Source organism: Bacillus sp. MSP13, from assembly GCF_000815295.1.
GTDB classification, from domain to species: Bacteria; Bacillota; Bacilli; order Bacillales; family Bacillaceae; genus Bacillus; species Bacillus vallismortis.
Map to the genome: position 1 here is coordinate 109,024 of NZ_JXAQ01000011.1, position 13,244 is coordinate 122,267.

Sequence of the window (13,244 nt, forward strand, 5' to 3'; positions counted from 1 at the left end):
GCGATATTTAGAGGTATTTTTTCAAATGGGTAAAATTTCTTTGGAAAAACGCCTAAACATTTACAAAATACTGCCGATATATGGATTGAAGGGCGGGCAATGTGTTCCATATTAAGCAAAAAAGCCCTTTATATGAAGGGATTTGAAGGTATCCTTTATGAAGGATCTACATAACAGCCAGAAGCTTTACTGGAATCACAGTGCGCCAGAAATCGAAGAAAAGGAAGTCTTTGATTTCAAAAACATATACACATGGAGGTATTTTACATGAGAATTAACCACAATATCGCAGCACTTAACACACTGAACCGTTTGTCTTCAAACAACAATGCAAGTTCTAAAAACATGGAGAAGCTTTCTTCAGGCCTACGGATCAACCGTGCGGGTGATGACGCAGCAGGTCTCGCGATCTCTGAAAAAATGAGAGGACAAATCAGAGGTCTTGAAATGGCTTCTAAAAACTCTCAAGACGGGATCTCCCTTATCCAAACAGCTGAGGGTGCATTGACTGAAACTCACGCGATCCTTCAACGTATGCGTGAACTTACTGTTCAAGCAGGAAACACTGGAACACAGCAAAAAGAAGATTTAACTGCAATTAAAGATGAAATGGATGCTTTGACTGAAGAGATTGATGGTATTTCTCAACGTACTGAATTCAACGGCAAAAAGTTATTAGATGGAACTGAAACTGATGGCTTCACTTTCCAAATCGGTGCAAATGCTGGGCAAAACATTAACGTTACAATCGGCAACATGGATGCAACAACATTAGGAGTAAAAGGTATCGATGTTTCAGCGGATGATTTTAGTTTTGACACTGAAATTGTTAAAATCGATAGTGCTATTACAAGTGTCTCAAATCAACGTGCTAAACTAGGTGCGGTACAAAACCGTCTAGAGCACACAATCAACAACTTAGGCGCTTCTGGTGAAAACCTGACAGCTGCTGAGTCTCGTATCCGTGACGTTGACATGGCGAAAGAAATGAGCGAGTTCACAAAGAACAACATTCTTTCTCAAGCTTCTCAAGCAATGCTTGCTCAAGCGAACCAACAGCCGCAAAACGTACTTCAATTATTACGTTAATTTCTAAAACGGCTCGTTCTTTCTGGCCGTCACAGCTTGCCGACAGTCCATTCGTTGGATATGCCGGCAGGCTTTTTTTGTTACAATGATGGTGTGGCGCCCAGAGAATCACTTGTTATCTTCAAAACAAAAAAGGCAAGATATTGTCTCTAACCTTTAGCATTGTTTCGGTTATAATGATTTGCAGCTTTTTCTGCCATTACAATGTCTCCGTCTTCTTATTATACAGCTGCCTGCTTACATTTATTAAATCTTGGACAATGTGTGTATTGCTGCTGTCGAGCAGCACTTTTATATATTGAATATCGTGAGAGATCGGAAGAGGTCCGTGAATCTGTTCAAGCTCAGCGATCATTTCACGATTCATTCGTTTTTGTTCATGAATCAGCTTTAACAACGATTCTTGTGTTACTGTATAGTCACCGGGATCTTTCTCCATTGCTTGTCCAGCCTCCTTGATTGCCGTAAGCTTTTTACATATTGTAATCGGTACAGCCGGAAGATTCTACTTCTAAAACTTTTTAAAATCCAAATTCCGTAAATCGAAGCATGTCTTTAGCATGAGTATGAAACCTTAAGAGGTTTTAAACGTATGAATAAGTAAAACGTCCCTGACCTTTTGTCATGGACAATTCACTGTTATGGGAGTGTGAAATGAATTGAACCGTAATCAAGCCATTATTGCCTCACTTTGTTATTTTAGTGTGTTTATCGCGCCGATCATTGTGCCGATTGTCGCTTATTTTGTTGTAGATGAGAGAGAAACAAAACGCCACGCGATACGTTCTCTTATTTCTCATATTGTTCCTTTTGCCGGATGGCTGGTCCTATTTATCGCTTTTCTGGGCGGAGCCATTGCAATTGATGGAGACAGCCTGCTGCCTGTATTTGTGATGATTGGGGGAGCGGCTATTTACTTCTTAGTTGTCATTGGCATTATGGTTTGGAATGTGATTCAGGGTATTAAGGTGCTGCGCGCAGCATAAGTAGACAATGGGGAGGAGATCGTAATGAAGCAAGAAAAGGAACGCATCCTTAAGCTTGTGGAAGAAGGAAAACTTACAGCACAAGAGGCATTGACATTGATTGAAAAGCTTGAAAGTGACTACAAGGAAAAAGAAGAAAAAATCACAGCGCTATCAGTTCATGTACATGACGAGGAAGAGCCCTTTACAGCAACAAAAAAAGAAAGCGGCAAACCGTCTTTAGGAGCTAAGCTGTTTGATTGGATTGATTCTGCGGTGAAAAAGGTCAAGGAAGTTGACCTTGATTTGAACTTTGGCCATGCGTATGATGTTCAACACATTTTTCAATTTAAAGATACTGACCTTTCCAGCATTGACCTGCAAATCGCCAACGGCAGTGTAAATATCGTCCCTTGGGAAGATGAGGATATCAGGGCGGAATGCCAGGCGAAGGTATATCGCACTGACAGCCAGGATGCGGCGAGACATGCATTTCTTCAGCATATTGAATGTGAAATGAAAGGAAATAAGTTTTTTATCCGCACTGAGAAGAAAACGATGAAAACGAATGTGGCTTTATATATTCCGCAGAAGGAGTATGATAAGATTCGGGTGAAGCTGTTTAATGGTCCAGTCAGAGGGGAACATTTACATGTAAAAGAGTTCTCGGCGAAAACGACAAACGGCGTGCTGTCGTTCACGCATTTAACAGCAGAAAAAGCCACAGCAGAAACGGCCAACGGGCAAATTAAGCTTGCCAGCCACAACTGCGGCTCGATAGAAGCGGAAACCATTAACGGATTGATTGATCTCCGCGGGCGAAGCGAATCCATTGACGTTCAGAGCTTTAACGGAAATATTGCGATGAACGTAACTGAATCAGACTGCCGCTCCATTTATGCAAAAACAACGACTGGACATGTGGAACTTGCGATTCCGGAAGACCTTGCCGTAAAGGCAGAGCTGAAAAGCAACCTTGGTTCGCTGTCCCATGAATTAATGGATGTCGAGATGCTGAAAGAAAAAAATGATACCATTCAAAAAGAATTGATGTTCACTTCAAATCAGGCACATGATCAAAACATCACCGTCTTTTCAGAATCATTAACAGGCGCTATCAAACTAAAGTACTCACAGAGGTGATCGAATGAATAGGCTTTACCGTTCAGAAAAAACAAAAAAATGGCCGGTGTCATCGGCGGTCTCGCGGAATATTTCAATTGGGACGCATCACTCCTCAGGGTCATAACTGTCATCTTAGCTGTTATGACAAGTGTTTTCCCTGTTTTGCTGATTTATATCATTTGGATTTTTATCGTCCCGTCAGAAAGGGATATGAAATGACATGGTAAAATGGGCAGTCAGCATTTTAGTCAATGCTTTGTTATTAATCGTCATTGATGGATACATTGACTCCATCCATATCAGCAGCTTCGGGGCGGCGATTATCGCCAGCCTCATTTTATCGATCTTAAACGTGCTGGTCAAACCGCTGTTGATTATCTTCACACTGCCAGTCACCATGGTGACGTTCGGTCTCTTCTTGTTTGTGATTAACGCCATTACGCTTATGATGACCGCGTCAATTATGGGTGACAGTTTTCAAATTGGCGGCTTCGGCACAGCGATTTGGGCATCTGTTATTCTATCGGTGTTCCATTTGCTGATTCAAAAAGGAATTTTAGAACCTCTGCAAAAGAGATGAAAAGCTGCCATCAAAGGGCAGCTTTTTTACATGTGGTGCTTTTTTTGTTTCATGCGCTTTTGCGGCGGATACAATTGCGGCAGAAGGCAAAAGCTCAATGCGGCAAATATAAGGCCTAAGAGGCCAAATGACATGACAGACGGCATCATGGTGAGCAGATAGGTAGATATCATCGGTCCTGCCGCCATGCCTGTGTATCTGATAAAGTTAAACATTCCGATTGCACTCCCCCTGTTGTGTTCAAATTCGTTGGTGATCATTGTGGAGTACAAAGGAGGAATGACCCCCATTGAGATACCAAACAATGCCAGTGCGAGAGCCATGAGAATAAGAGAAACGGAATGTGTAACGGCGAATAAAATGATGCTGCAGGCCGCCATCACATTGCTGCCGATAAACAAAGTGTTCAGCGCGACTTTTGCCTGTATTCGTTTAAACAGAAACGTACCTGCGATTGTACTAAGGGCCAGCGGCAAATACAACAGCCCTGCTATGCTCACATCAATATGATAATGCTCCGTCAGCAATATCGGGAGGTAGACGATTACCGCAAAATAAATGAAAAAAAGGACAAAGCTTAAGGTTAAAATGACGTTTCCTGTTCGATTTGTAAATATTGATTTGTAATGGGCAAAAACATTGCCCTTAGCTTTCTGCTTAGATTCAGCGGGAGCGTCCTTGGGAAAGATCATGGCGTTTGCCGCCAGCATAATGACAGAGATGGCCGTAAGCATCCAAAAGATCCCTTCGTATCCGGCTGCTCCGCCTATCAATCCCCCGAGGACAGGTGCGATAGCCGGGGCGGCGGAAAGGAGCATTTGATACGTTCCCATGGCACTTCCGCGTTCACTGCCTGTAAACAGCTGTCCGATCGTTGTGGCAGCAATAAGAGGCAGTGCTGCGGACCCGGCCGCCTGTATCATTCTGAATATCAGAAACAAAGTAAAATCGGTGGTCACCGCGCAGCCGACGCTGGCAGCTGCCGTTGCCAGAATTCCAGCGATCAAAACAAACCGTGCGCCTTTAAAATCGATGATGGTCCCTAAAATAATTTGCATAATCGCTGTCACAATCATAAAGACTGAGACTGACAGATTGACCATTGCTGCGGAAACATGGAACGATTCTTTAATAATCGGGATGATAGGTGAATAAATGTTTTGGCTTAAAGACGCAAAAAAAGCGCTGAAGCAAACAATATATAAGATCAATACCGCCTTTGATTTCGTTTGAGCCATTGTGTACACCGCCTTTTGTGTTATTTGTCCGGAGTCTCGTTGGTTTCTTCTGTTTCAAGTGAAGACGTCAACTGTTCTAAAAATTTCAGTACAGCATTTTGCTCATCTTGTGAGAATGAGTCGAGGAATTGGTAAAACGCCAGCTCCTTTTTTTTATGCAATTTCTCATGCAAGTCGAAAATCCGTCTGCCTTTGCGGGTTAATTTGAAATACACTTCTTTCTTGTTATCTGTCAGCTGATAGCTGTTAATCAACTCTTCCTTAATCAGTTTTGTGCTGATTTTCGTGACATTCGCCTTCGATAAGTTCATTTTTCTGGCGATTCCCGCATTGTTAATGGGTTCATGCTGGCCGATACAGTCAATAACATGAATGCTTGTCATGTTTTTAGGAACATCCATCACATCCTTTTCTGCGGCCACCTTGAAAAACTGCTGAAGCGAAGTGTTGGCTTTTTGTTCATTAAGGTGCAGAAGTCTCACGTATATGTCGTATATCATCTGCTTTGTCAAATCAGACATAGGCTACCCTCTTTCTGAGAAATAATCGTTTACAATAAAACAATAAAAATATTGTTTACTGGTGAACGATTTAATTTTATCTTTTCTTGTTTTCGTTGTCAATTGCTGGTTTTTAAACTTTATTTGCTGTTAGTCATGCGGAGCATCAGTGTAAAAAGTGTGTGAAAAATGTGACATTAACATTTATTTTCAAGTATTTGGGTACTGATCGTATTGACGAAAGGAAGAATAAGGGATAAAATGACTAATGTTTACTAGTAAACATTAATTATGATGTGCATTTAATAATAAAAATGAAGTTGGAATCTTACTATAATTCACTTGGAAACTTTAAGTGCTGCCTGCCATTCGTCTTGTTCAGTTGAGCCAGTTGTTCTATCTCATCTTTGAGGGTGATGACTTAAAGCGGGATAAGTTTTTAGGGGTGAATGAGATGACAGAAATGGTGACGGAAAAAAAGCCTGTGCATTTTACTGCTGAGTCTCTGACACAAAATTGCAGAGAAATATTTGAACGGCGCCGGCATGTTTTGTTGGGGATCAGCCCGTTTAACAGCAGGTTTTCTGAGGACTATATTTACAGATTGATTGGATGGGCAACCGCTGAATTTAAGAGTGTTTCTGTTTTGCTTGCAGGGCATGAGGCGGCTAATCTTCTTGAAGCCCTCGGAACTCCCAGAGGCAAGGCGGAACGAAAAGTCAGAAAAGAGGTATCGCGAAACCGAAGATTTGCTGAAAGGGCTCTTGCGGCTCATGGCGGAGACCCGGAGGCGATCCATACATTTTCTGATTTTACGGAAAACAAAGCCTATCAGCTGATGAGACAAGAAGCTGAACATGCGTTTTTTGAACAGCCTCATTTTCGGCAGGCTTGTTTGGATATGTCTCGTGAAGCGATGGTTGGGCGCGCGCGCGGCATTAGTTTGATGATGGAAGAAGTCAGTGAGGATATGCTGAATTTGGCTGTTGAATATGTCATAGCTGAGCTGCCGTTTTTTATCGGGGCTCCGGATATTTTGGAGGTGGAAGAGACGCTCCTTGCTTATCATCGTCCGTGGAAATTGGGTGAGAAAATCAGTAATCATGCATTTTCTATTCGTATGCGGCCGAATCAAGGATATCTCATTGTGCAGGAAATGGAGCAGATGCTTTCTGAATCACCGATCACATCTGAAGGATGATAGGGGGAGTAAAGATGAGTCAATCGATTAAATTGTTTAGTGTGCTTTCTGACCAATTTCAAGAAAATCCATATGCCTATTTTTCGCAGCTGCGGGAGGAAGATCCTGTTCATTATGAAGAGTCGATAGACAGCTATTTTATCAGCCGCTATCACGATGTCCGCTATATCCTTCAGCATCCGGATATCTTTACGACAAAATCTCTTGTTAAGCGTGCTGAACCGGTTATGCGCGGCCCTGTGCTCGCCCAAATGCACGGGAAAGAACACTCCGCCAAAAGAAGAATTGTAGTGAGAAGCTTTATCGGGGACGCTTTGGACCATCTATCTCCATTGATTAAACAAAATGCAGAAAACTTGTTAGCTCCGTATCTTGAAAAAGGCAGAATCGATCTCGTCAATGATTTTGGAAAGACGTTTGCGGTGTGTGTCACGATGGACATGCTCGGGCTGGATAAAAGAGATCATGAAAAAATCGCTGAGTGGCACAGCGGAGTTGCCGATTTTATTACGAGTATCTCTCAGGATCCTGAAGCGCGGGCGCATTCTTTATGGTGCAGCGAACAACTTTCACAATACTTGATGCCTGTCATCGAGGACCGCCGCGTCAATCCGGGATCAGATTTAATTTCGATCCTCTGTACCTCTGAATATGAAGGCATGGCGATGTCGGACAGGGATATACTGGCGCTGATTCTCAATGTGCTGTTAGCCGCAACGGAACCGGCGGATAAGACGCTGGCGCTGATGATCTATCATTTGCTCAACAATCCTGAGCAGATGAATGATGTTTTGGCTGACCGTACGTTAGTGCCAAGAGCTATTGCCGAGACGCTGCGTTATAAACCGCCGGTTCAGCTGATTCCGCGGCAGCTGTCCCAAGATACGGTGGTCGGCGGTATGGAAATCAAAAAAGATACGATTGTGTTTTGTATGATCGGAGCGGCTAACCGAGACCCTGAAGCGTTTGAATGTCCCGACGTGTTTAACATTCATCGGGAAGATCTCGGCATCAAGAGCGCTTTTAGCGGCGCCGCCCGGCATCTCGCTTTCGGATCCGGCATCCATAACTGTGTAGGAGCAGCTTTTGCCAAAACCGAAATCGAGATTGTAGCCAATATTGTGCTGGATAAGATGCGGAATATTAGGTTAGAAGAAGGTTTTCAATATGCTGAATCCGGTCTGTATACACGCGGACCCGTTTCACTTCATATTACGTTTGACAGGTGTTAATAAAAATCAAAGGTCTCTCCCATGCGGGCGAGGCTTTTTTTACATATGTTTTACCCATAAGTTAAAAAACGCAGTCACTGTTTTTAAATCATCAATTGAAAATTCATTGAAGAGCTGCTCGTATTTCTCCATAGCTTTTTCGTGCAGCTGTTCATGTAATGCTGCCAGCTCTCTGCCGCTTTCAGTTAATGTATAAAAAATTTCTTTTTTATTGCCGGGTTTTTTTGCCACTGTGATGATCTTGTGTTTCAACAAAGCTTGCACCGCTTTTGAAACCGCTGCTTTTGAGATGTGTAAGTGTGATGCCAGAAAGCTGTTATTCACATTTTGGCTGGTATGTATGCAGGAAACAATGTGCAGTTGGGTCAATGTCCAGTCTTTTTTGAGGTGTTCGAGATGCTCTGAGGACATATCCCGGGACGGAATCTGCACCTTTTGCAAGACGCGTTTATCCCTTTTTAATGCGAATTGTTGTATCGCTTGAAATAATTCCTCATGAATGCTGTTGGTCATTATTGTGCCTCTCCGATTTAATTGTTAACTGGTTAACTATTCTTATTTTACTGGGGAATAGTGGGATTTTCAAGAGGCAGACGGTTTTTTCTTCTTTTTGTACAAAAATGAACTCATAAGCTGCCCTGTTCAGACGCAAAATACGTGAAAAGGGAGGTGCTTCGATGAGGAAATACACTGTTATCGCTTCTTTATTCTTGTCTTTTCTTTCAGTTTTGTACGGCGGCCACTATGAACCGAAAGCTGTCCCTATTACAAAACAGGAACCATTCCAAACGCCTCATTACATCCCCTTGCTTGAAAATCCTCCTCACATTGATGTAAAAGCTGAAATGAAAAGCAATCTGATGATTGAGGCTCAAGTACGTGACAATGAGTATCAAGCATTTTCTGCCTTTCTGTTTTATAAACAAAGTAATGAGCTGGGCTACAAAATGGTGCCGATGGACCCGACACCCGGAGCGATCCGAAAGTTTATGGCACAAATTCCGAAACGATTGATTTGGAACAGCGAGCTTGAGTATTACATTGTGGTTTCAAATGGGAAGCAGCGGGCCGAGTCGGAGACGAAAAAACTGAAGCTGGAAGGATATCAAGCGGCTCTTTCCCATATTCCGGAGCTTCTGATCACAGAGCTTGCTGTTGATACGAAGAATGTAGGACGCGCAGACGGTTATGAATTTATTGAGTTGTATAATACGACTGACAGAACGATTGATTTTAAAGACTATCATATTCGTTACCGCTATCCGAAAGAAGGGCCAGAATCCGATCTGATTTGGAGGCCGGAAGAAAGGATCACGATTCCACCCGGCGACACGTTTGTGGTTTGGCTGAAGCCTGCCGGGCATCCGGAATTGACGGCGGAAGATTTCAATCGATATTACGAGACACAATTGACGGAAGGGAAAAATTTGGCGGTGATAGAGGAGACAGAGGGCATGGCCAATACGAGGCCGCGGGCAGTTGTAATATCAACGAATACAGGAAAAGATATTTCGGTTGCGCACTATCGAAAACATGCGTTTCGCCGGCTCTCGTCTGTGCTTTACAAATATCCGCTGGACGGAACCGCAGAACTTCTCAATATTTCAATCGGGGAAAAGAATCCGTCTCCGGGAACCGTATTACAGGCGCAGGTGCCTGAGCAGAAACGAAAAATCAAGCTTGATAAAGAAAAGCCGGTGATAGAGGATTTGACTGACCGCAAGCCTGTCCGTCCTGCTGAAAGCATTGAGCTGCGGGCAGACATTCGGGACCGCAGTCTTGTGAAAACCGCGGCCTTTTACTATCGGACAGACGAAAACAAACCGTTTAAGCGCATTTTTGCTGAAAAAGACCGCAACGACAATCTTTACCATTATATTGTGTATTCGCCTGAACTGATCGGGAAAGATCAGCTCGAGTATTACGTTGCGGCAGGGGACGGGGTCAATGAAGCGAAAACGCCGGTCAAAATGATTGATATTAAACAAACAAGCAAATCACACGGTTTGCGGATGAACATTGAAAACAGAGACACGCTGTCGGGAACCCAGTTTCTTAAAGCGACGACAGACGGGGGCACTGACAGCATCAAGCTGTGGATTGACGGAAAAAAACAAGTGACAGAGCCCGCTATGGAAAAAGAAGTGTATTTTGCGTTTGATACAAGAAAAACGAATCTTTATTTTAAAAATGCGGTAACGATGGAAGGCAAAGTGTTAAAGGTGTTTGATGATACGACAAATAAATACCGCACCTATTCTGTTCCGTTGCCAGAAACGCTGCTTCGTAAGGGGAAGCAGCTTCAGCATATTACGATTCGATCAGGTTCTAAGGTGTCACCGTTTGATACGGCTGAAAACCGTGATGATTTCTTAGTCAAAAATGCCAGATTGGTGTTATCGGATGGTACGGTGATCAGGGATCAGAGGGTTTCTCCCGAGAAGGAACTCTTTATTGGAGATAATCAGCGCTCGAATAAAAGCTGGCAATTTCAATTCAATCTGCCTGACGGACTGTTTACGTCACAGCTGCTGGAGTGGGATACAACAAAGCTTTCTGAAGGCGTTCACCATATTCAAGCAAGCGACGGGAAGGAAAATGTCAGCTTGGTTGTGCGGGTGGACAATTCAGGGCCGCACATTGAGCCGAATATGACAGAAGGACAAACGTACAAAGGAAATCTCATTCTGCAGGCTGATATGTATGATAAATGGAGCAAAATCGAGGAGGCGGAGGCATTTTTAGATGGTGAAAGCATTACACTCCCATACCATACGTCATCTTCTGAACTATCGCCGGGAAAACATTCGCTAAAAGTGACAGCGATGGACCTCGCGGGCAATCAAACGGTCATTGAGCGGACGTTTAAAACAGAACGGGAGCATCCGGACCAGCCGGAGGTCATAGACAGCGAAGCCGGCACGCATGGGGCAAAGCTTTCTGTGCGGGTGAAGGACCCGACGAATGACGACATGAATGTCGCTTTTTATAGAGGATTTCAATATACAGCACGAAACAATGTGAACATATTCAAGCACGCGTCAGTGACTGAACCGCCGAAACGTTTTGTGCCGAAAAGTGAGACCCCGTTTACGAATCAAGAATTGGAGCGGGTATCTGCTGCTGACGGAAAAACAGTTTCGACAGAAAAGAAGGAGCTGTTCCCTTATCATCGCTTTGAAGTGACGGTTGATTCCTCAGTTGATGAGAATGACTTGGCGGAAGCGGTTTGGAAGGGGAGTTCTTTGTCGGGAAGAAAGGTGACGATGTATGCTTGGAATTATCGGACAAACGAGTGGCAGCCGATTGACAGCTTCGTTGCCAAGGATGACAAACCGTTTACGCTGAAGGCGTCTGTGATCGCCTCCGATTTTGTACGGCAGTCGAAGATGAATGTGATTGTCCAGGATGAAATTCCTCCAGCGAAGGATATGTACACATTTGTCTGGATGTCCGATACACAGTATTACGCCGAAAGCTATCCGCATATTTTTGATAAACAAACCGCATGGATCAACAATAATCAAAAGCGGCTCAATGTCAAATATGTGTTTCACACGGGCGACATTGTAGATGATTCCGCCGATATCAGACAGTGGAAAAACGCTGATCGGTCAATGTCTGTTCTCGATAAGAACGGGATTCCATACGGCGTGCTGGCAGGAAACCACGATGTCGGGCATAAGGACGGCTCCTACAGGGCGTTTGGCCAATACTTTGGCAGTGATCGTTTTGATAAAAAATGGCATTATGGAGGTTCTTATAAAAATAACCGCGGCCATTACGACCTGGTTTCAAGCAACGGCAATGATTATATCATGCTGTATATGGGGTGGGGCATTACCGATGAAGACATCGCATGGATGAATCAGGTGTTGAGGAAGCACCCTGACCGGATGGCTGTTTTAGCTTTTCATGAGTATTTGCTGGTCAGCGGAAACAGAAGCCCGATTGGAGAGAAAATATTCAAAAAAGTGGTTAAACCGAACCCGAATGTGGTGATGGTGTTAAGCGGACATTATCATAGTGCGATGAGAAAAACTGATGAGTTGGATGATGATGGTGATGGAAAACCGGATCGCCTCGTGCATCAAATGCTCGCTGATTACCAGGGCGGGCCTGAAGGCGGACAAGGATATTTGCGTTTGCTGCAATTTGACCAGGCGAATGATATGGTGCATGTATCGACGTACTCTCCGTATTTACATGATAAAAACTACTATGATACGGATACCTATGGCAGCAAGGACGAGTTTTCCCTTTCGCTTGATTTGAAGCCGAGGATCAAAAAGGTGGAAACCGATTATTTTGAATGCAATGTGTATACCAATGAAGAGCTTGGAAAACGGGAGCAGGTGAAAAGCGGGGATACCGCTGAGTTCCGCTGGGATCACCTTGAGCCGGACTCTGTTTATTATTGGTACACCATTGTGGAAGACAGTTTTAACGGCAAAACGAAATCACCGATCTGGAAGTTCAAGACGAAAAAAGAGACGTACCATCCCGCGCCAGACCAGTTTGATTTTCGCCATGTCTCCAATCCTTAAAAAGGGTTGGAGATTTTTTCATGAAAGCCGATCCATGTAGTGGACAAAAGTATAACGGTCGCCTCTGTACACAGATTTGGCATGTTCAAAAGCAATCCCGTTCTGTAAATACGTTGTTCGTTTGATTAACAGGACAGGCGCCCCCGTTTGAATGCCGAGAATGCTTGCTTCTTCCGACGTTGCGGCACTTGGCTCAAGCTCCTGTTTTGCGCGGGAAATCGCTGCGCTGTTGTACATTTCAATATGCTCGTAAATCGACGAATGAAAATGCGATTCATTTAATTCGCCCGCAAGCTTAAACGGTATATGCGAGGCTTCGATCGCCATCGGAATATCATTTGCCAGCCGCACCCGAGTGATTTTATGGATGGATGAGGGGTGCCCGCAGCCTAATACAGCGGCGAGCTCCTCCGTTGATTCAATAAGCCGATAGTCAATGAGCCTGCTGCCAGGTTTCATCCCGCGGCTTTTCATATCCTCTGTAAAGCTTGTCAGCCCTTGGAGTGTTTGTTCCATTTTTGGCTTGCTGACAAAGGTGCCTCGGCCTTTTAGGCGGTAGAGAAAGCCTTCGTTGACTAAATTAGAAAGCGCTTGGCGAACCGTCATCCGGCTGATTCCGAATTGTTCGGCATATTCACGCTCGGAGGGAAGAGACATATCCGGCTGAAGCTCTCCACTCTTAATTTGGGCTTTTAATTGCTCCATAATCTGATAATAAATCGGAATAGGGGATTGTTTATCGATATTCATAAATCAGCATGTTCCTT

The 13,244-nt window shown here is 43.9% G+C and carries 12 protein-coding genes and 1 pseudogene; 8 read left to right on the forward strand and 5 right to left on the reverse strand.

Going from position 1 to position 13,244, the window contains the following annotated elements; all coding sequences use genetic code 11:
• The first annotated feature begins 267 nt into the window (after positions 1–267).
• Positions 268–1,089: a flagellin Hag gene (gene hag, locus SC79_RS12755; RefSeq protein ID WP_039075373.1), complete on the forward strand. Its 822-nt coding sequence runs from the start codon at positions 268–270 to the stop codon at positions 1,087–1,089.
• Positions 1,090–1,288: 199 nt separating this feature from the next.
• Here the strand turns inward: hag and SC79_RS12760 are convergent, their stop codons facing one another.
• Positions 1,289–1,528 (reverse strand): hypothetical protein, encoded by a 240-nt coding sequence (locus SC79_RS12760; protein ID WP_039075374.1) that lies wholly within the window; start codon positions 1,526–1,528, stop codon positions 1,289–1,291.
• Positions 1,529–1,748: 220 nt separating this feature from the next.
• Here SC79_RS12760 and SC79_RS12765 point away from each other — a divergent pair, with 220 nt between their 5' ends.
• From SC79_RS12765 to SC79_RS12780, 4 genes and pseudogenes are all read left to right on the forward strand, one after another.
• Complete coding sequence (locus SC79_RS12765; RefSeq protein ID WP_039075375.1) at positions 1,749–2,075, forward strand: hypothetical protein; 327 nt, start codon at positions 1,749–1,751, stop codon at positions 2,073–2,075.
• Between the two features lie 24 nt (positions 2,076–2,099).
• Positions 2,100–3,197: a DUF4097 family beta strand repeat-containing protein gene (locus tag SC79_RS12770; RefSeq protein WP_039075376.1), complete on the forward strand. Its 1,098-nt coding sequence runs from the start codon at positions 2,100–2,102 to the stop codon at positions 3,195–3,197.
• Positions 3,198–3,201: 4 nt separating this feature from the next.
• Positions 3,202–3,398 (forward strand): annotated as a pseudogene (locus tag SC79_RS12775) (PspC domain-containing protein).
• Position 3,399: 1 nt separating this feature from the next.
• Positions 3,400–3,759, forward strand: coding sequence for a phage holin family protein (locus tag SC79_RS12780; RefSeq protein WP_039075377.1), 360 nt, complete (start codon positions 3,400–3,402; stop codon positions 3,757–3,759).
• 26 nt (positions 3,760–3,785) lie between these two features.
• Here SC79_RS12780 and SC79_RS12785 read toward each other — a convergent pair whose 3' ends face one another.
• Both SC79_RS12785 and SC79_RS12790 read right to left on the reverse strand, forming a co-directional pair.
• Positions 3,786–4,997 (reverse strand): MFS transporter, encoded by a 1,212-nt coding sequence (locus SC79_RS12785; RefSeq protein ID WP_039075378.1) that lies wholly within the window; start codon positions 4,995–4,997, stop codon positions 3,786–3,788.
• Between the two features lie 20 nt (positions 4,998–5,017).
• On the reverse strand, positions 5,018–5,518 hold the full coding sequence (locus SC79_RS12790) for a MarR family transcriptional regulator (protein ID WP_039075379.1): 501 nt from the start codon (positions 5,516–5,518) through the stop codon (positions 5,018–5,020).
• A 433-nt stretch (positions 5,519–5,951) separates the two neighbouring features.
• Here SC79_RS12790 and pchC point away from each other — a divergent pair, with 433 nt between their 5' ends.
• Positions 5,952–6,698, forward strand: a complete 747-nt coding sequence (gene pchC / locus SC79_RS12795; protein WP_039075690.1) for a cyclo(L-leucyl-L-leucyl) synthase — start codon at positions 5,952–5,954, stop codon at positions 6,696–6,698.
• Between the two features lie 14 nt (positions 6,699–6,712).
• Positions 6,713–7,930, forward strand: coding sequence for a pulcherriminic acid synthase (cypX, locus tag SC79_RS12800; RefSeq protein ID WP_039075380.1), 1,218 nt, complete (start codon positions 6,713–6,715; stop codon positions 7,928–7,930).
• A gap of 39 nt (positions 7,931–7,969) precedes the next feature.
• Here the strand turns inward: cypX and SC79_RS12805 are convergent, their stop codons facing one another.
• Positions 7,970–8,443: a MarR family transcriptional regulator gene (locus SC79_RS12805; RefSeq protein ID WP_039075381.1), complete on the reverse strand. Its 474-nt coding sequence runs from the start codon at positions 8,441–8,443 to the stop codon at positions 7,970–7,972.
• Between the two features lie 164 nt (positions 8,444–8,607).
• Here SC79_RS12805 and SC79_RS12810 point away from each other — a divergent pair, with 164 nt between their 5' ends.
• Positions 8,608–12,477, forward strand: a complete 3,870-nt coding sequence (locus tag SC79_RS12810; protein WP_039075382.1) for a metallophosphoesterase — start codon at positions 8,608–8,610, stop codon at positions 12,475–12,477.
• A gap of 18 nt (positions 12,478–12,495) precedes the next feature.
• Here the strand turns inward: SC79_RS12810 and SC79_RS12815 are convergent, their stop codons facing one another.
• Positions 12,496–13,227 (reverse strand): GntR family transcriptional regulator, encoded by a 732-nt coding sequence (locus tag SC79_RS12815; protein ID WP_039075383.1) that lies wholly within the window; start codon positions 13,225–13,227, stop codon positions 12,496–12,498.
• Positions 13,228–13,244 lie beyond the last annotated feature (17 nt).